The following is a 16704-nucleotide window of genomic DNA, read 5'->3' as shown; positions in this document are numbered from 1 at the left end:
GATGAAACGCCGAGTTCGCATGCAAACGATCGACATTGAGCCGCTGACCAGAGCAGCCTTCGCGGGCTTCGGCGATGTTGTCGATGCGGAAGGGGCCGAATGGATCGACATCAATCAAGGGTTTGCCCGCCGCGTCAACGATCTGGCAAAAATCGACGTTACGGACGAGGGCGGGTCGGTCAACATATCGCTGTTCACCGCGCGTGCGCGGCCACGGCCTATCGCCATCAGCATGATGGAGCGCCATCCGCTTGGAACGCAGCTCTTCTTTCCCCTGCAGGAGGCGCCCTGGCTGGTGCTGGTATGCACCGATCCTGCTGACCGGGATAGTTACCGCGCCTTTCTCGCGACCGGCTGGCAGGGCGTGAACTACGCGAAAGGCGTCTGGCACCATCCGCTGCTGGTCATGACCGACAACGAGCGATTCATCGTCGTCGATCGCGCGGGGCCGGGACGCAATCTGCAGGAGATATGGCTCGACGCGGAGCAGATGTTGCACCTCGTGCCGCAAACTTGATGCAAGGAAACAAAGTGATGAGCGATCGGAGCTATTACGCCCCCCATGGAGGCCACCCGGCGCAGACCGAGCTGATGACCGGCCGCGCGGTCTTCACCGAAGCCTACGCGGTGATCCCAAAAGGAGTGATGCGCGACATCGTCACGAGCTGCCTGCCGCATTGGGAGGAGACGCGCGCCTGGATCATTGCGCGTCCGATGTCGGGTTTCGCCGAGACATTCTCACAATACATCATGGAAGTTGGTCCGCGCGGCGGAAGCGACCGGCCCGAGCCTGACGCGCATGCGGAAGCCGCGCTGTTCGTCATGGAGGGCCAGATCGAGCTGTCAGCCGCCGGCAACAAGTACGTCATGGCGCCCGGCGGCTTCGCCTATCTGCCACCAGCGACGGCCTGGTCGCTGCGCAATCTGCAGGAGACAGCGGCGCGCTTTCATTGGATCCGCAAACACTATGAACCCGCCGCCGGGCTCTCCGCACCGCCGGTGCTTGTCACCAACGAGATGCAGATTGCGCCTGACCCCATGCCCGGCACTGAGGGACGATGGGCGACCACGCGTTTCGTGGACCCGAAGGATCTGCGGCATGACATGCATGTCACCATTGTCACCTTTGAGCCGGGCGCCTCGATCCCCTTCGAGGAAACCCATGTCATGGAGCACGGTCTCTATGTGCTCGAAGGCAAGGCGGTCTATCGCCTGAACAAGGATTGGGTCGAGGTCGAGGCCGGCGATTTCATGTGGCTGCGCGCTTTCTGCCCGCAGGCCTGCTACGCCGGAGGTCCAGGCCGCTTCCGCTACCTGCTTTACAAGGATGTCAATCGGCACCCGCGGCTAAAGCTGCAGAGCCAGATCTAGATTTAGGGAGTGCGGCCGGCGGACGTGTCGGGTGCGCATGCGGCACCAGTCTGCGGGGACTTGTAAGTCCGACTCAATTGAATCGCGTCAGGTTCAATGCAATGAGACGGCGCTGTCGGTTGGCCGTGAGCACGAGAATGGTGGTTGGGTAAGCGACGGTCGATCAATTTTCTTTGCCGATGCCAGCGGCGCGAATGTCTTCATTTCGGCGAGTGTTGCAATCGGCGAAAGGACGGCGACGCCGACAAGCCGGTCTGGTGCCTCCGCGGTCGCCTCGATCAGGGCGCTGTTGTCCGTGCCGAGGAAGCTCGGCTGAACCAGGACGGCACCCGCGATGCCGTTGCGATCGAGCAGGCCCAGATATCTAACTTGCGCTCGTGCGACACTCGCGGGATTGGTCGGGCCCGGAGCAGGCGATAATTAGCAAGAACTCGTTCAGCGCCTGCAATGCGGTGTAGCCCAGCCTTTCACGCAACGCTGCCTGCGCAGGGTGAGTCGGCAAACGCCGCGCGGACCTCGTTCAGCATCCGCTCGTCCTGCCCGGCGTAGCGGGGTGAGAAATGAAACGCCTCGACACGCCGTACATCGGCTGCACGCGCAATCTCACCGGCGGCCGTCGTGGTCAAATGCGCGCGCTCGGCTGCAAGTTCAGTGTCTTCTGCTGCGAAGGCTGCCTCGATGAACAGAATGTCGGCATTCCGCGCCAACGCGATGATCGCATCGCGATTTGTTTTGGTGTCGGCCGCGTCAGTGACGTAAGCGACCTTTTGCCCCGGCGTAACCGTGACCGCGCTGCGCAGCGCCCCAAGCGGCATGTCGCACGGCGGCGTGCCGCGGATTGTGATGCGAAGCAGATAATCATCGGATCTGTTCTCGATCACCGCACGCTTGAGCACGCGCAGCCAGGGGCCAACCGGCAGGCCGAGCTCCGCGAGGCGATTCTTCCAGACGTTGATATGGGCGTCTTCCTCCACGGCGAATGCAAGACACAGCGTCCCGTGTTCGAGCACCGTAGCGGAGACACGGAAGCCTGCCTCCTGGTGCGCGATACCGGAGGTGAGCCGGCCCTTGCTTATCGCTTCCTCGGCAAAGCCGGTTTTGAAGCGGAACTGCACTGTCCGCGTGGAAAATGACGCGTCAATTTCCGTGACCATGAAAACGAGGTCACTGGAATAGCGGTCAACGAGATTCCAATGATAGGCGTGCAGCTTATGGCGGACATGCGTGATAAAACCATCGGGGCCGTACAAGCTGAGCCGTTTTTCCCGGCCCACCAATACGCGCAACATCTGGTCGAAGCCGACAAAGTGATCGATATGGGTGTGGGAGACGAAGACGTGCTCCAGGCGGAGGATCTTGCGCGGCGGCAGCGCTGAAATATCGCCGAGATCGAACAGGATCGCACCCTGCTCGAACAGCGTTTCGATATAAAGCGCCGGATCGCCGGTCCGCCCGTTCACGAGCGTGGAATGGAGCAGGGCGCGCATGGTAAAAGCTCCAGGTGAACCAAGACTACGTCCGGACATTCACATGCGATCTTGACCCATATCAATCCATGCGGCGGGGAAGGCGGCAAACTTCAATTGCTAGGAGTTGTGTCATGTTACTCAGCTCGAGTGCCTTTGCCGCCCGCGCCGCGATCCCGCGCGATTTCACTTGCGATGGAGAGGATCTGTCGCCACCGCTGGAATGGAGCGGTGCGCCGCAGGAAACCCGCAGCTTCGTGCTGCTCTGCGACGATCCGGACGCGCCTGCGGGAACTTGGCATCACTGGGCGGCTTACGACATCCCGGCGACGCAGACGGCGCTGTTGGCGAACGCCTCGGCACATGCGGGCGGGCAGGGCTTGAAGCAGGTGATCAACGATTTTCATCGGCCCGGCTATGGCGGGCCCTGTCCGCCGCATGGGCACGGGGCGCACCGCTATCACTTCCGCCTGCTGGCGCTGTCGGTCGATCACCTCAATTTGCGCGGCCATGCGACCTGCCGTGACGTCGCGCGGGAAGCGCACAAGTATGTGCTCGCCGAGGCCGTCCTCGTCGGTACTTATAAGCGATAGCTTGTCGCCGGGGGCTTGCGATGCAGCGCATTCGCTTGTTTCTCTGCGGTGACGTCATGACGGGCCGAGGGGTTGATCAGGTGCTGCCGTGTCCCTGCGATCCACGTCTGCACGAAAGCTATGTACAGTCGGCGCTCGATTATGTGGAACTCACCGAAGCTGCGCATGGTTCGATTCCGAGAGGCGTCGCGCCGTCATATATCTGGGGCACGGCGCTCGACGAATTAAAAAGCAGTCGGCCGGATGCGCGCATCATCAATCTCGAAACCAGTATTACACGATGCGAGGATTTTGCGCCAAAGGGAATCAATTACCGCATGAGCCCCGAAAACGCGGAATGTCTTTCCGTTTTCGGCATCGATTGCTGCGTGCTCGCAAACAATCATGTGCTCGACTGGGGCCGGGCCGGCCTGATCGACACTTTGAGGAGGCTGGAGCGGCTGCAGATCAAGACAGCGGGTGCAGGGCGCAATTTGCGGGACGCAGCTGCACCAGCGGTTATCGGCATCTCCGGTAAGGGGCGCGTGCTGGTGATTTCACTGGCTTTGCCGGAGAGCGGAGTGCCGCGCAGTTGGGCCGCGACATCAAATGTCCCTGGTGTCAATTTCTTGGCGGACCTGTCGGAGGCGAGCGCCGTGCGGCTCTGCGAGCAAATTGCGCAGGCGCGACGGCCCGGTGATATTGTTGTTGTCTCTATTCATTGGGGGCTTAATTGGGGCTACGACATTCCGCGAGAGCAGCAGTGTTTCGCCCATGCGTTGATTGATGACGGGAAGGTGTCCGTCGTTCACGGCCATTCTTCGCATCACGCCAAGGGGATTGAAGTCTATCGTGGACGTTTGATCCTGTATGGCTGCGGCGATTTTCTGAACGATTACGAGGGTATTTCGGCATACGAGCAATACCGCGATGATCTCGCGCTGATGTATTTCGTGGACCTTGAGCCAGGAAGCGGGAAGCTGGCGGCGCTTGAAATTGTTCCTCTTCAGATCCGGCAATTCCGGCTTGTTCGCCCGTCGCGCGAGGATGTCGACTGGGTATGGCAGACGCTGGATCGCGAAAGCCGCCCCTTCGGCACTAGTGTAGCAACCACTGGAGAGAGTCGCTTGGCCGTAGCCTGGCTGGCAGATCAATGAGATAGGACACCGAACGACCAATCCCGCAAGGAACGATTGAGGCAAATCAAGGCCGATGCGGCCCATTGTTGGAAGAAATTGATACTTAGGCTGTCTTAAACACAGCATGCGTATCCAAGGAGTGAGGTTTTCACCATGACTGTCACTCGGGACGAAATCAAAGCCGTGCTCGGCGACATCGACGATAATAAAATTATTGAGATTCTGGCGCTGAAACCGTCGCTCGTCGATCTTGAAGCGGCTGCCATGTGGCTCGCAGGTGACAGCGATATCTTGGCGAAGGACGGATATCAGCTCAGTGAGGCGGCGGCGCAAATTGTTGACATACTTGCGATGGATGAGGACGAAGCCGAATATACGCGTTAGCTGTGCATCCATATATCGATATGGGCGAGACGGGTGCCATAAACGGCTTCACCCCGGACCAAGAAGGCGGGTCGCGGTGGGAGCTGTTTCCGCATGATGCTGATATCGGCGTGCGCGGATGGGGTGCAACTCCCGCGGAAGCGTTTGAGCATGCAGCGTTGGCGCTGATGGCGGTGGTTACGCACGCGCCGGTGGAGCCGCGTGTGGCGGTGAAGGTGGCCTGCGAAGCGCCTGATCTTGAGCTTTTGTTTGTCGAATGGCTGAACGCGATCATCTATGAAATGGCAGTTGGTAAAGCGCTATTTGGCCGATTTGACGTCACGATCAACGGCGAGCGGCTCAGGGGTACGCTGTGGGGCGAGCCCGTGGACGTGGCACGACATGCTCCGGCCTGTGAGCCGAAAGGTGCCACCTACACGGCGCTGAAGGTTGCACAAGACGCCGATGGCCGATGGAGCGCTGGCTGCATCGTGGATGTTTAGCGGAGAACGGCGATGGATTTTGCCCGCTTCAACCGCATTGATGAATACACATGGCAGATCGAACCGCACGGAGCGATGCGTGTGCCGGCGATCCTTTATGCCGACGCGGATCTCATTCGCGATATGGATGACAAGGTCTATGAGCAGGCTGTAAATGTCACCAAGCTGCCGGGAATCGTGCAAGCCTGCTACGTCATGCCGGATGCTCATTGGGGCTATGGATTTCCGATTGGCGGCGTTGCGGCCTTCGACGCCGAGCAAGGCGGCGTTGTTTCCGCGGGCGGCGTCGGCTTCGATATTTCATGTGGCGTGCGCACGATGCTGACGGGCCTGTCAATCGCTGACATCGTTCCCGTCAGAAAGTCGGCGGCAGCATGGGCACCGGCTCATATATTATGGTGGGCGCGGAAAGCAGCGAGCGAAAAGCCTTTTCGTCGGCCTGCCACGGGGCCGGGCGTGCGCTGTCGCGTCATGCTGCGCTCAAGCAGTGGAGCGGACGCAAAATCATCGATGATCTCGCGTCGGAGGGAATTCTGATCAGGAGCCCATCAACGCGTGGCGTCGCCGAGGAAGCGCCGGGCGCCTACAAGGATGTCGGTGCTGTTGTGGCAGCGGCCGAACACGCCGGCCTCGCACGGCGTGTGGCGCGCCTCAAGCCGGTGATCTGCATCAAGGGTTGACAATCAGCTCTCGGCAAAAGCCTGCAGCCGGCTGAAAACCGGCAGCAGCTCATGTTTTGCTGACTAACGGTAGCAATAGGTCCGGTACCGCACGCCGCGATAAGGATCATAGACCCAGCAGCGAACCTTGCGTGGCCGAACATGGACGGCGGCAGGTCCATAATAGGGATAGGCTGGCCCATAATACCCATAATAGGGATACGGATAGTAGTAGGGGTACGCACCGAAAGCGGCCGCTCCGAGAACGCCGGCAGCAATGCCAAGGGCAATCGCCGTATTCCGTCGCCCACGCCAGGATGAGGAGAACTCGTCCGGAGTTGCTATGGCCGTCGCATTTACTGGTGCCGCTTCTGGTTTGGTCGGGACGGATGATGCTGACGCAGTGTTTCCGCTCGAAAACACGGCAAGACAAAGAAAGAAAGTCGTCAGAAGGTTGAACCTATTGAACATGGCGTGATCCCTTCGATAAATGACACCGCTACTTTGGTCGTCACTGCAGGGTCCTCATTGATCATGGTCAAAATCATCGTCCCTGCTAAACTCACCCTGCGTCGTCCAGGCCACTTCTCCTGACCCAGGAATCTTCAACCTTGACATAAGAACGTTTGACCGCAGCCCAGGCGATGCGATGCGCTCTCTCCTCCTGGTCTCCTTCGCCAACATGGGCCGCGAAAGCGTGATTGAATGCTTCGCGATAGATGTCCTGGGCCTGCGGTGGCAGGTGCCGCTGCGCCGGAACAGGCAGGTCCTCGTTGGTGCGATAGGGCATGGCGGAGCCTTTTATGATCGGCGCTGTAAAACGAGCTAACGCGCTGGCATCAGGGCGTAGTGCGTCACGATTTGATCGATTTCGCGATCAGTTAGCTGCTCGGCGCTGATCGTCATCTGCGGGTGTCTGCGCTGTCCGTTGCGGAATGCGCGAAGCTGATTTTTTAAGTAAATGCCGGACTGGCCGGCAATGTTTGGAATGTCCACGTTCTGGCCGACCCCATCGAGACCATGGCAGCTCGCGCAAACTCGCACGATCCTCGGCGGTTCTGCAGCCTGGGGAATCGCCGGCCAGAAGAGGAGTCCGGCAAGAAACAGCATTCGTCCGGCAGCATGCATCGCACGATCCTAAAGGGCCATCTCCGGCTCGCTCGTCCGTTCCTTCGGCTTTTCCGGAATATTTGTCATGGTTGCTTCCGTCAGCAACAGCACGCTTGCGACGGAAACCGCATTCTCAAGTGCAATACGCACGACCTTGACAGGATCGATGATGCCTGCATCGATCAGGTCGACATATTGCTTGCGTGCGGCGTCGAAACCCCAGGAGTCCTTGCCTTCGGTCATGCGGGCGACAACGACGCCGCCATCGACACCGGAATTCTCGGCGATCTGCCGGGCGGGGGCGTCAAGTGCCCGCTTGAGAATCTGCAAGCCGGTTTTCTCGTCGCCATCGGCATTCTGCTCTTCACGCGCTACTGTTGCGATACAGCGCAGGAGGGCAAGCCCACCGCCGGCAACGACGCCCTCCGCAACCGCGGCCTTTGTCGAATGGATGGCATCATCAAGCGCTTCCTTCTTCGACTTCATTTCGGCTTCCGACGGTGCACCAACGCGGACTACTGCCACCCCTCCTGAGAGCTTGGCAAGACGCTCCTGCAGCTTTTCGCGGTCGTAGTCGCTTGTGGACTTTTCCATCTCGTGACGAATTTGCTGCACACGGCCGTCGATCTGAGCGCGTTGCCCCTTGCCGCCAATGATGGTCGTGTTTTCCTTGTTGATCACGACGCGGGCAGCACGCCCGAGCTGGTCGGTGGTCGCTCTCTCCAGCTTGATACCGATATCCTCGGAAATAAGCTGCGCGCCGGTCAGAATCGCAATGTCCTCCAGGATGCTTTTGCGGCGATCCCCGAAACCCGGCGCCTTGACGGCGCACCCTTTCAGGACGCCGCGGATCTGATTGACGATGAGCGTGGCCAGAGCCTCGCCCTCGATATCATCGGCAATGACCAGAAGCGGTCGCCCTGATTTGGCAACTTGCTCCAGCAGGGGCAGCATGTCGCGCAGATTGCCGATCTTGCGGTCGCAAAGGAGGATGAACGGGTCTTCCAGAACGGCCTCCATCCGCTCCGGATCCGTCACGAAATAGGGAGATACGAAACCGCGATCGAACTGCATGCCCTCAACGACTTCGAGGGTTGTTTCCGTGGTTTTCGATTCTTCGACCGAGATGACGCCGTCGTCCCCGACCTTCTCGATGGCGTCGGCGACAAGCTCTCCGATATCCGTTTCATTGTGCGCGGAGATAGTGGCGACTTGCGCCTTCTCCTTGCGGGTTTTGACTGGGCGCGCGAGAGTTTTGAGCGTGTCGATGGCGACTTTGGCACCTTGGTCCAGGCCGCGCTTGAGATCGACGGCGCTTGCGCCGGCAACGACATTGCGAATCCCGTCGGAAAAGATCGCGTGGGCCAGGATTGTCGCCGTACTGGTTCCGTCGCCGACCAAGTCGCCGGTCTTCTCGGCGGCTTGGCGCAGCACCTGGACGCCAAGATTCTCATCGGCGTCTTCCAGATCGAGTTCCTTGGCGATGGTCACGCCGTCATTGCAGACAATCGGCGCCCCCCAGCTCTTCTGAATCAGCACCGACTTCGATTTTGGTCCCAAGGTGACGCGGATGGCATCGGCAAGTTGTGTTGCGCCGCGCAGAATTTTTTCACGGGCGGCTGACCTGAACAGGACATGCTTGTGCGGCATGAAAAACTCCTCCAGTTACGGCCGCAAGCGGTGCTTTCCCAGGAGCTTGACTGTACTGGCTTGTGCTCCTTTTTCTCCCATCTCCTCCACAAAGATGACGCGTGTGCCGGGTGTCAGGCGTGGAAATTTGTCCTCTAATACACTGTTGCGGTGAAAGTAGATTTCCCGCCCATCTTCAGTCTGCAGAAAGCCAAAGTCGTCGTGCAGTTGGGTGATAGTGCCAACCGGCTGAGCGTCGTGGGTTTTGATCTGCCCTTGCAGCTCACGCACCTGATCCTGCAACTGGCGGCGCGCATGTTTGAAGGCATCGTTGATGGCGAAGGATATGTCAGAATGGCGTTCGTCAGCCGGCGGCGTGCGCGAGACATTCACTTCCTTGCCGTTTGGCAGCGCGAGCCTGATACTAACCTCATATAATCCTCCGGTCCGGTGGTGACGGCCCGGATTCTTCAGCACTACGCGACAGGTGGTAATTCGACCAAAACGATTCTCCAGTTCCGCAATATGATCATCAATGGCTGCACGAGCCACGGCATCCGGTTCCATTCCTTGAAAGTCGATCTCAACTGGCGTCTGCATGGGGGCGCTCGGCCTTATCTTCTGTGCTCGAAAATAGAGGCCAAAAGCGCGATCACGGTGTTGACCTAGGTCAACAAACACCGATGCGTCGATCTCCTTCGACGAGGGCCGATCGACATGGATACCGAGATTGTTGCCACCGAGACCAAATATCAGGGCTGGGCGTGTTTTCTGGTTGCGACGATCCGCCAGCCACGGGTGAAGTCATCCGCCGTGAGATCGAGGACCACGGCGCCGCCGTCGCCGTGCTTCCGTGTAATCCGCAGCGCAAGGTCGCAATTCTGATTCGCCAGTTTCGCGCACCAGTCTTCCTGATAGACGGGCGGGATCACACGCGAGTGCATTGCCGGAATCTTGGTCGAACCCGACGCCACAGTCTGCGCGCGCCGAGAATCCCTTGAGGAAGCAGGGATTGCCCTTCTATCGCTCGAATCCGTGTCCATAGCATGGACCATGCCGGGAATTTCCACCGAACGTATGCATCTGTTCCTCGCGACCTATTCCGGCGCTCCGCGGAAAGCGAAAGATCTCGGCGTTGCCGGTGAGCATGAACACACTTCGGTTGAGGAATCCGATCTGCGCCAGCTTGCTGCAATGGCAGATGCGGGACACGTTGCAGACATGAAAACGCTTTGCTCGTACAAACGCTCAGGCTGAGGCATCCGTCTCTGTTTGGCTGAGGCGGCGAACTCGTCATGCAGCCGGTTGCTGGCCGCGAGGTCTAGATAGAGGCGGAAAGCGAGCAAGTATTTCGATGACATCGCGATCTGTGACTTGGCGGAAATCCGCGTAGAAAAATCCGATCGCGCCGAATACAGCATAATCTTCCAAGCAGACGATGTCATCGGCCTCGGAATGTAATTCCGCCAGCGAGTCTGTCGGGGCAACCGGAACGGCGATAACAAGCCGTTTCGGATTGCGGGCGCGTGCTCCACGAAGTGCTGCGCGTGTCGTCGCACCGGTCGCAATCCCGTCGTCGACGACGATCGCCGTGCACCCGGCGATGTCGATGCGGTCGCGATCGCCCAAATAGGCTTGCCGGCGCCGCTCGATTTCTCCAAGCTCTCGCTCGCAGGCCGCATTGAATTCCGTGTCGTCAATACCCGCCAGCCCGATGACGTCCTCATTGCGAACCACGATCGGATGGCCGCCATCCACCACCGCGCCCATGGCCAGTTCGGGCTGGGTGGGAACGCCGATTTTCCGCACGAGAACGAGGTCTAGCGGCGCATCAAGCGCGCTTGCAATCTCCGCGGCGACTGGCACGCCGCCGCGCGGCAATGCAAGAATGACAGGGTGCTCCGTCTTGTAGCGGGCGAGGGCGCCGGCAAGTTTGCGCCCGGCGTCGGATCGATTGTGAAAGGGCATGGCGCAGCCTCAGTTCAGGGTTTGTCATCATGGGCATCTGCGCCCAAGTACGTCTCGAACCAGTCGATTGCCGCTTTGATGACAGCTTCCATCGCCCCAGGCTCGGGGAACAGGTGGCTGGCATTCGGTACGATGTGCAGGGCCTTCGGTTCCTTCAACTCAGCGAAAGCGCTACGGTTCAATACGATGACTTCGGTATCCGAACCACCGACGATCAGAAGCGTTGGCGTGATAACACGGCTGAGGGCACGATCTGCCAGATCAGGCCGGCCACCACGCGAAACGACCGCTCCGATTCGGTGGCCGAGTCTGGCAGCCGTTACCAGCGCGGCGGCAGCGCCGGTACTGGCGCCAAACAGCCCGATGGGCAGGCGTTCAAGCTCTGGCTGTTGCTCGCTCCACGCGACCGCCTGGATCAGGCGTTCGGCCAGCAAGGGAATATCGAACACGTTAGCGCGATCATATTCTTCTTGGGTGGTCAGCAGGTCGAAAAGCAATGTGGCAATGCCGTTGCGGTTGATCGCATCCGCGACGGCGGTGTTGCGCGGACTGAGACGGCTCGACCCGCTACCATGCGCGAAGATCACCAGTGCATAGGCGTCTTCGGGCAGTTGCAGGATGCCGGATAGTCCAAGCGGCGGAATGCGCACGTCATGGCGTTTCACCGGAAGCACGGGCTCCCGTGAATGCTCGCTCGCTTGGCCAAGACTTTTCCGCATGTTTACATTATCGTCAGCTTCGTCTGGGTTATTTTGACGAGGATCAAGAGCGATCTCGCGTTCCGCGGTATTTGATAGCCTATTTCGGCAGCGCCACGGGGGTTGGTGCTTGACAGGGATGGCAAGGAGCGGATGTGCATCACTACAGGCCCATCGGCGACGATGTTCCCCTTGACGCCAAAGTTGCGTTTCTGAGCTGTGCGGCGACATATCCACGCCCGACCGACAGTGTTGTGCCGCGGGAAACCCACATGTCTTGGGTGTTTCTCGCACGGGATCGTGTCTACAAGCTGAAGAAACCGGTTCGCTTCCCTTATCTTGATTTTTCGACGCTGACCCGCCGCGAGGCGGCCTGCCGCGCGGAAGTCAGGCTGAATCGCGAGCTCGCGCCGGATGTCTATCTCGGCGTTGTTCCGTTGACGCAACATGCTTCGGGGCTCGCGCTGGGCGGCGACGGAACGGTCGTGGACTGGCTGGTGGTGATGCGGCGGCTGGACGAAAGCCAGACGATGGAGCAATCAATTATTGATAAGCGCGTGAAGTATCCGCAACTTGATCAACTGGCGGATTTGCTTGTTCGTTTCTACCGACATGCGCCGGTGGCGAGAATGACGTCGGAAGAGTATTTTGCAGATTGGTGGTGGAATATTGCTTATAATTTTCGTATTTTAACGGAACCGTCACTGGGTCTACCGGCCGGACAACTCGCCTACGTAAAATCGGCGCAGATCCAATTTTTGCGGCGACGCGCAGCAATGTTGAGGATGCGCGTCCGCCGGCACGCTATCGTCGATTGCCACGGCGATCTGCGACCCGAACACATCTGGCTGAACAAGCCGGTCAAGATCATCGATCGCCTCGAATTCAACGCCCGCCTGCGCGCGGTCGATCCCTTCGACGAAATTGCATTTCTCAGCGTCGAATGCGAGCGACTGGGGGCCTCCTGGGCCGGCGACTACATCAAGCGGCGGGTCATGCGACAGCTCTACCCTGCGCCGCCGGAAGAATTGCTAAATTTCTATCGCTGCTGCCGCGCCACTCTTCGAGCCCGACTGGCCATCGCGCATCTGCTGGAGCCATATCCGCGCACGCCGGAGAAGTGGCCGCGTGTCGCCCGCAGCTATCTGCGGATTGCGATCGCGGATGCCGTCGAACTCACACGATGTCTCAAAAAACGAGCAAATCCTCGAGTGACTTGCCGTCGTGCAGCCGCCTGATTGTCTCCGCAAGAAGCGGGGCAGTTGACAGGACGACCAGCTTGTCGCGGGCCGGTCCAGGCCCAAGCCTGAACGACGGCACGGAATCGGTGACGACCAGCCGCTCGATCGCCGGATCGGATAGGGCTTCCGCCGATCCATGCATGAATAGGCCATGCGTCACGAGCGCGATCACACGGCTGGCGCCGGCCTTACGCGCGGCGTATGCAGCGCGAACGAGAGTGTTGCCGGTGCTGATGAGATCGTCGATCACAAGCGCAGTGGTGCCAGATACCTCACCAACAAAAAGATCCCCGGATACGATGCCGGCGCTGCGGCGCTTTTCCGCAAAGCCCTTCCCAACCGGGCGTTTCAGCGCGGATTCCAGAGCCTCACGAAGCAGATCGGCACGTTTGGCGCCGCCGGTGTCCGGCGACACAACGGTGAGGGACTCGTCCCCCAACGAATTCCTCGCATAGTCGACAAATAGCGGCGCGGCGGTCAGCGTCACGGTTGTGCAGCGGAAGGCGTTTTCGAACGCGACCGGATTGTGCACGTCAAGGGTCACGATGGCGCTGGTTCCGACTGCTTCGAACATCCCGGCGACATATCGTGTTGTCACCGGATCGTTGAGCTTGGTGCGCCGGTCTTTCCGTGCGTAGCAGAGGTAGGGGACAATGGCGGTGACACGAGCGGCGCCGGCATCCTTGAGCGCACCGATGAAGAACAGCAGCCGGCACAGCTTATCATGGGCGCTCTCGTCCGGTCCGCTGTGCAGGCTTTGTATGATATAAACGTCAGCATTCCGGACGGTGACGAGAGGGCGGATTTTGTGCTCGCCGTCCTCGAAGTCCCGCTCTTCGTGGGCGGCTAGCGCCTGCCCAAGTGACTGAGCGACCGCCTGACCAAGTTCACGGGTGGCTTTGGGCGCAAAGACAAGCATACGCTTATACTACCAAGATAAGGACATTGCCGAGCAACATTGGTGGTCACGGCGAGGCCCACCTTGAGTTATATCAACCCCCTTAGGATCGGACCTGTTCACCGCTACGCCAAATCCTCGCTCGCCACACAGGCGACGTTCCGCGCATTCAGACTGCGGCGGGTCTCGGCAACAGAACCACCAACGTCTATCCCGCGGCAGGCATCTTCCACCACGATAACGTCAAAGCCTTCGCTGCAAGCGTCCTCTGCCGAATAGCGAACGCAAAAGTCGAAGGCTAATCCGGCGAGGAAGACTCGCGTAAAGCCGCGCTCGCGCAGGTAACCGGTCAGTCCGGTATGCGTCTTGCGGTCATTCTCATAAAAAGCCGAATAGGAATCAATGTCGCGGTGATAACCCTTGCGGAGGACGAGCTCAGCATGGGGAATGTCGAGGTCCTTGTGCAGCGTCGCTCCGGGTGTTCCCTGCACGCAGTGATCAGGCCACAAGATCTGCGGCCCGTAAGCCAACTCGACAGTCTCGTAAGGCTTCTTTCCCGGATGCGTGGAGGCGAATGATTTATGGCCCGGTGGATGCCAGTCCTGTGTCAGCACCACATGCCGGTGACGTTGAGCCAGATGGTTGATCGGAGCGATCACCTCGTCGCCGTGTGGCACCGCAAGCGCACCGCCCGGGCAGAAGTCATACTGGATATCGACGACGAGCAGGATGTCCCGCTCTTCGATCAGAATGCGTTGCGTCATCCTCGCATGTCCTTTTGCTCAGCGAGGCGTCGGTCGACATCGGCCGCAAGTTGGATGAGCGGCTCGGCGACCTCGACGGGATAGGGTGCATCCGGCTCAAGTGCGCGTAAAGCCTCGGGCAATCGCTGAAGACTATTCGATGCACGGCTTCGAATATCAGTCAAAGACGGCCGCCCAAGACGTCGCCCGTTCTGCATCACCAGGTGCAAGAGCGGCTGCCCGCTCTGCGGGTCGTCTTCCAGCGAGAGAACGTCACCTGTCATGCGGCCGTCTGCTCCATAGCGGCGCCAGACCTGCTTGCGGCCGGGCCAGGTGGCCTTGCCTTCGGAGCGCTTCCGGCGCGGCAGGCCCGCATATTCCTGCAGTTTGTAGGCGCAGTCGAGCGCAGGCACATCCGAAGAGGTTGTAAGGTTGGTACCGAGGCCGAAGCCGTCAATTGGCGCTCCTGACTGCAACATTTTCTGGATTTGATCTTCGTCGAGTCCTCCACTCGCAAAGATGAGGATATCGCCGAGGCCGCCCTCGTCGAGGATCCGGCGAACGATCTTGGACAAAGACGCAAGGTCTCCGCTGTCCAGGCGTACTGCGCGAATCGTGATACCGCGCGCCTTGAGCTTCGGCGCGAGCGTGACAACCTCTTTCGCACCGGTGACCGTGTCATATGTGTCGATCAGCAAGGTCAGATTATCTGGGCGAGATTGTGCAAAGGACTCAAAGGCAGCCGTTTCATTGTCAAACGTCTGAATGAAAGAATGCGCCATGGTCCCATAGGTGGGAATGCCAAAAGCCATTTCCGCCAGCATCGTTGCAGTTCCCGCAAATCCGGCGATATAGCTCGCGCGCGCTGCCCAAAGGCCGGCTTCGGCGCCGTGCGCTCGCCGCAGGCCGAAATCGACAAGCATTTTTCCTGGCGCGGACAGCACAAAGCGCGCGGCCTTGGCGGCGATCAACGACTGGAAATGCAGGATGTTGATCAGGCGCGTTTCAACGAGCTGGGCTTGATCGAGCGGCGCAGTGACGCGCAGAATTGGCTCGTTGGCGAAAAAAATCTCGCCCTCCGGCATGGCGTGCACGTCACCGGTAAAGCGAAGCGCAGAGAGATGAGCCAGTAGCTTGTCACTGAATCGTCCCGTATTCGCCAGCCAGTCGATTTCCTCTTTCGTGAAATGCAGCCTCTCGAGAAAATCAAGCGCCTGCTCAAGTCCGGCTGCCATCAAGAAACCCCGACGGCGGGGAAGCTTTCGCACAAAGAACTCAAAGACGGCCGTTTTGGTCTCGCCATAGTCCAGATAGGCCTGGATCATGTTGAGCTGGTAAAGGTCGGTCAATAACGCACTTGTAGCGAAATGCATGTTGCAAGCCAGTCGATAAAATCGGGTGGGTGGCTCGCCGGAGCGAACCCGCAAGCCGCATCGCCAAAGTTAGCGTCACTGTGCAGATGTCACAAAGTACCGGGCCGTCAGGCGCCAGTGAGGGATATTTGCGCGCCCTGCAACTCCTCGAGAACGTCCTGATTCATACGATCCATATATTCGCCAATACTGGTGGCTTGCCCCAACCGCCGATCGCGGAGCTTGACCCAGGCGTCGGCACAGGCGCTCGCGAAGCTGTCGGAGTCACTAATCGAGTAAATCGATTCAAACAGAATCTCATTGTCTTTGCGGATGCTGAGTTTGACGTTCATTGGGCCTCCAATCCAGAATTCGATATTGGAGTTGAAAGGGGTGACCATTCCCCGCTTTCTCGCATTGAGAAAAAGGTCAGTTTAAACAAGAGCTGGGAATTCTGCAGTCCTATCAAAGACATCATCTCATCCACTGGTTGACCTATCTCAAACCGATTGCGGATTTTGGACGTATTTTCATCCGTGAAGATGAACAGGCAGGTAACACCAATGATCATCATATCACCAAATCTGACAATCTCGCCCGAGAAGGTGTGCTTCATCATTGTCAAGGCTCGGGAATTCGACGCCAAGGATGTCGCGACGGACGAGGGCAGCTCGTCGAATGCGAGCGATGATGCGATGATCTCTGTCCTCGAAGACCGTGGAGATGATCCCGTATATGAAGAACTCGCACGCTTCATTAACTCGTTGAACGAAGATGAGCAGGTTGATCTCGTGGCCCTGACGTGGCTTGGTCGCGGCGACGGCAGTCTTACAGATTGGCCGGCCATCAGGGCGGAAGCGTCGCGCGCGCATAACAATCGGACAGCGCAGTACCTTCTTGGCATACCGCTTCTTGCGGATCATCTCGAAGAGGGCTTGTCTCAGTGTGGAGGCTCCTGCGAGGAATTTGAACTGGGCCGGCTTTGATCTGCC

General features: G+C 59.1%; 23 protein-coding genes. 10 read left to right on the top strand and 13 right to left on the bottom strand.

Translation table 11 applies throughout. The annotated features are described in order from the left end of the window. Positions 1-19: 19 nt before the first annotated feature. Positions 20-517 carry an ureidoglycolate lyase gene (locus RO009_08150; GenBank protein MDT3684999.1) on the top strand — a complete coding sequence of 166 codons (498 nt, stop codon included), beginning with the start codon at positions 20-22 and terminating at the stop codon, positions 515-517. Positions 518-534: 17 nt separating this feature from the next. Next, positions 535-1371, top strand: coding sequence for a bifunctional allantoicase/(S)-ureidoglycine aminohydrolase (locus RO009_08145; protein MDT3684998.1), 837 nt, complete (start codon positions 535-537; stop codon positions 1369-1371). A gap of 467 nt (positions 1372-1838) precedes the next feature. On the opposite strand, the gene RO009_08140 is transcribed toward RO009_08145, so the two are convergent. Next, a complete protein-coding gene (locus RO009_08140) occupies positions 1839-2858 on the bottom strand; it encodes an MBL fold metallo-hydrolase (protein MDT3684997.1) in 1020 nt (339 codons plus the stop codon). Positions 2859-2971: 113 nt separating this feature from the next. On the opposite strand from RO009_08140, the gene RO009_08135 reads away from it, so the two are divergent. The 5 genes from RO009_08135 to RO009_08115 all read left to right on the top strand — a co-directional run bounded on the left by RO009_08135 (position 2972) and on the right by RO009_08115 (position 5951). After that, positions 2972-3430: a YbhB/YbcL family Raf kinase inhibitor-like protein gene (locus RO009_08135; GenBank protein MDT3684996.1), complete on the top strand. Its 459-nt coding sequence runs from the start codon at positions 2972-2974 to the stop codon at positions 3428-3430. 20 nt (positions 3431-3450) lie between these two features. Then, a complete protein-coding gene (locus tag RO009_08130) occupies positions 3451-4566 on the top strand; it encodes a CapA family protein (protein MDT3684995.1) in 1116 nt (371 codons plus the stop codon). A gap of 165 nt (positions 4567-4731) precedes the next feature. Next, positions 4732-4932, top strand: coding sequence for a hypothetical protein (locus RO009_08125; protein ID MDT3684994.1), 201 nt, complete (start codon positions 4732-4734; stop codon positions 4930-4932). Positions 4933-4934: 2 nt separating this feature from the next. Continuing rightward, entirely contained in the window at positions 4935-5414 is a 480-nt protein-coding gene (locus RO009_08120) for an archease (GenBank protein ID MDT3684993.1), read from the top strand. A gap of 12 nt (positions 5415-5426) precedes the next feature. Then, entirely contained in the window at positions 5427-5951 is a 525-nt protein-coding gene (locus RO009_08115; protein MDT3684992.1) for an RtcB family protein, read from the top strand. An 11-nt stretch (positions 5952-5962) separates the two neighbouring features. Here the strand turns inward: RO009_08115 and RO009_08110 are convergent, their stop codons facing one another. The 6 genes from RO009_08110 to RO009_08085 all read right to left on the bottom strand — a co-directional run bounded on the left by RO009_08110 (position 5963) and on the right by RO009_08085 (position 9756). Further along, positions 5963-6097, bottom strand: a complete 135-nt coding sequence (locus RO009_08110; protein MDT3684991.1) for a hypothetical protein — start codon at positions 6095-6097, stop codon at positions 5963-5965. Positions 6098-6635: 538 nt separating this feature from the next. After that, the gene (locus RO009_08105) at positions 6636-6863 is read right to left on the bottom strand and encodes a ChaB family protein (GenBank protein MDT3684990.1); all 228 of its coding nucleotides are present in this window, start codon (positions 6861-6863) and stop codon (positions 6636-6638) included. Positions 6864-6898: 35 nt separating this feature from the next. Then, complete coding sequence (locus RO009_08100) at positions 6899-7201, bottom strand: c-type cytochrome (protein ID MDT3684989.1); 303 nt, start codon at positions 7199-7201, stop codon at positions 6899-6901. Between the two features lie 9 nt (positions 7202-7210). After that, a complete protein-coding gene (gene groL / locus RO009_08095) occupies positions 7211-8833 on the bottom strand; it encodes a chaperonin GroEL (protein MDT3684988.1) in 1623 nt (540 codons plus the stop codon). A gap of 15 nt (positions 8834-8848) precedes the next feature. Further along, complete coding sequence (locus tag RO009_08090; protein ID MDT3684987.1) at positions 8849-9412, bottom strand: HPF/RaiA family ribosome-associated protein; 564 nt, start codon at positions 9410-9412, stop codon at positions 8849-8851. A 152-nt stretch (positions 9413-9564) separates the two neighbouring features. Then, positions 9565-9756, bottom strand: coding sequence for a hypothetical protein (locus RO009_08085; protein MDT3684986.1), 192 nt, complete (start codon positions 9754-9756; stop codon positions 9565-9567). Positions 9757-9766: 10 nt separating this feature from the next. On the opposite strand from RO009_08085, the gene RO009_08080 reads away from it, so the two are divergent. Beyond that, on the top strand, positions 9767-10069 hold the full coding sequence (locus RO009_08080) for an NUDIX domain-containing protein (protein MDT3684985.1): 303 nt from the start codon (positions 9767-9769) through the stop codon (positions 10067-10069). Between the two features lie 36 nt (positions 10070-10105). On the opposite strand, the gene RO009_08075 is transcribed toward RO009_08080, so the two are convergent. Both RO009_08075 and RO009_08070 read right to left on the bottom strand, forming a co-directional pair. Beyond that, entirely contained in the window at positions 10106-10780 is a 675-nt protein-coding gene (locus RO009_08075) for a phosphoribosyltransferase family protein (protein ID MDT3684984.1), read from the bottom strand. 14 nt (positions 10781-10794) lie between these two features. Beyond that, positions 10795-11445, bottom strand: a complete 651-nt coding sequence (locus RO009_08070) for an alpha/beta family hydrolase (GenBank protein MDT3684983.1) — start codon at positions 11443-11445, stop codon at positions 10795-10797. Positions 11446-11750: 305 nt separating this feature from the next. Here RO009_08070 and RO009_08065 point away from each other — a divergent pair, with 305 nt between their 5' ends. After that, positions 11751-12716: a hypothetical protein gene (locus tag RO009_08065; protein ID MDT3684982.1), complete on the top strand. Its 966-nt coding sequence runs from the start codon at positions 11751-11753 to the stop codon at positions 12714-12716. On the opposite strand, the gene prs is transcribed toward RO009_08065, so the two are convergent. The 4 genes from prs to RO009_08045 all read right to left on the bottom strand — a co-directional run bounded on the left by prs (position 12667) and on the right by RO009_08045 (position 16065). After that, positions 12667-13638: a ribose-phosphate diphosphokinase gene (prs, locus tag RO009_08060; protein ID MDT3684981.1), complete on the bottom strand. Its 972-nt coding sequence runs from the start codon at positions 13636-13638 to the stop codon at positions 12667-12669. The two genes, RO009_08065 and prs, sit on opposite strands and share 50 nt — an antisense overlap. A 104-nt stretch (positions 13639-13742) precedes the next feature. Next, a complete protein-coding gene (gene pncA / locus RO009_08055) occupies positions 13743-14381 on the bottom strand; it encodes a bifunctional nicotinamidase/pyrazinamidase (GenBank protein ID MDT3684980.1) in 639 nt (212 codons plus the stop codon). Then, on the bottom strand, positions 14378-15685 hold the full coding sequence (locus RO009_08050; protein ID MDT3684979.1) for a nicotinate phosphoribosyltransferase: 1308 nt from the start codon (positions 15683-15685) through the stop codon (positions 14378-14380). The genes pncA and RO009_08050 overlap by 4 nt, the downstream gene beginning before the upstream one ends. Before the next feature lie 155 nt (positions 15686-15840). After that, positions 15841-16065 carry a hypothetical protein gene (locus tag RO009_08045; GenBank protein ID MDT3684978.1) on the bottom strand — a complete coding sequence of 75 codons (225 nt, stop codon included), beginning with the start codon at positions 16063-16065 and terminating at the stop codon, positions 15841-15843. A 210-nt stretch (positions 16066-16275) separates the two neighbouring features. Between RO009_08045 and RO009_08040 the strand changes: the two genes are divergently transcribed. After that, on the top strand, positions 16276-16698 hold the full coding sequence (locus RO009_08040) for a DUF3775 domain-containing protein (protein MDT3684977.1): 423 nt from the start codon (positions 16276-16278) through the stop codon (positions 16696-16698). Positions 16699-16704 lie beyond the last annotated feature (6 nt).

Source organism: Pseudorhodoplanes sp. (assembly GCA_032027085.1).
Lineage (GTDB): Bacteria > Pseudomonadota > Alphaproteobacteria > Rhizobiales > Xanthobacteraceae > Pseudorhodoplanes.
Note: the sequence above shows the minus strand (reverse complement) of the source record. Positions and strands in the feature narration are given on the sequence as shown.

What these genes read in the sequence shown, in the direction of transcription:
- RO009_08150 (MDT3684999.1), top strand. Translation starts at nt 20, where the DNA reads ATGCAAACGATCGACATTGAGCCGCTGACCAGAGCAGCCTTCGCGGGC.
- RO009_08145 (MDT3684998.1), top strand. Translation starts at nt 535, where the DNA reads ATGAGCGATCGGAGCTATTACGCCCCCCATGGAGGCCACCCGGCGCAG.
- RO009_08140 (MDT3684997.1), bottom strand. Translation starts at nt 2,858, where the DNA reads ATGCGCGCCCTGCTCCATTCCACGCTCGTGAACGGGCGGACCGGCGAT.
- RO009_08135 (MDT3684996.1), top strand. Translation starts at nt 2,972, where the DNA reads ATGTTACTCAGCTCGAGTGCCTTTGCCGCCCGCGCCGCGATCCCGCGC.
- RO009_08130 (MDT3684995.1), top strand. Translation starts at nt 3,451, where the DNA reads ATGCAGCGCATTCGCTTGTTTCTCTGCGGTGACGTCATGACGGGCCGA.
- RO009_08115 (MDT3684992.1), top strand. Translation starts at nt 5,427, where the DNA reads ATGGATTTTGCCCGCTTCAACCGCATTGATGAATACACATGGCAGATC.
- RO009_08105 (MDT3684990.1), bottom strand. Translation starts at nt 6,863, where the DNA reads ATGCCCTATCGCACCAACGAGGACCTGCCTGTTCCGGCGCAGCGGCAC.
- RO009_08100 (MDT3684989.1), bottom strand. Translation starts at nt 7,201, where the DNA reads ATGCATGCTGCCGGACGAATGCTGTTTCTTGCCGGACTCCTCTTCTGG.
- groL (MDT3684988.1), bottom strand. Translation starts at nt 8,833, where the DNA reads ATGCCGCACAAGCATGTCCTGTTCAGGTCAGCCGCCCGTGAAAAAATT.
- RO009_08090 (MDT3684987.1), bottom strand. Translation starts at nt 9,412, where the DNA reads ATGCAGACGCCAGTTGAGATCGACTTTCAAGGAATGGAACCGGATGCC.
- RO009_08085 (MDT3684986.1), bottom strand. Translation starts at nt 9,756, where the DNA reads ATGCACTCGCGTGTGATCCCGCCCGTCTATCAGGAAGACTGGTGCGCG.
- RO009_08075 (MDT3684984.1), bottom strand. Translation starts at nt 10,780, where the DNA reads ATGCCCTTTCACAATCGATCCGACGCCGGGCGCAAACTTGCCGGCGCC.
- RO009_08065 (MDT3684982.1), top strand. Translation starts at nt 11,751, where the DNA reads ATGTCTTGGGTGTTTCTCGCACGGGATCGTGTCTACAAGCTGAAGAAA.
- prs (MDT3684981.1), bottom strand. Translation starts at nt 13,638, where the DNA reads ATGCTTGTCTTTGCGCCCAAAGCCACCCGTGAACTTGGTCAGGCGGTC.
- pncA (MDT3684980.1), bottom strand. Translation starts at nt 14,381, where the DNA reads ATGACGCAACGCATTCTGATCGAAGAGCGGGACATCCTGCTCGTCGTC.
- RO009_08050 (MDT3684979.1), bottom strand. Translation starts at nt 15,685, where the DNA reads ATGATCCAGGCCTATCTGGACTATGGCGAGACCAAAACGGCCGTCTTT.
- RO009_08045 (MDT3684978.1), bottom strand. Translation starts at nt 16,065, where the DNA reads ATGAACGTCAAACTCAGCATCCGCAAAGACAATGAGATTCTGTTTGAA.
- RO009_08040 (MDT3684977.1), top strand. Translation starts at nt 16,276, where the DNA reads ATGATCATCATATCACCAAATCTGACAATCTCGCCCGAGAAGGTGTGC.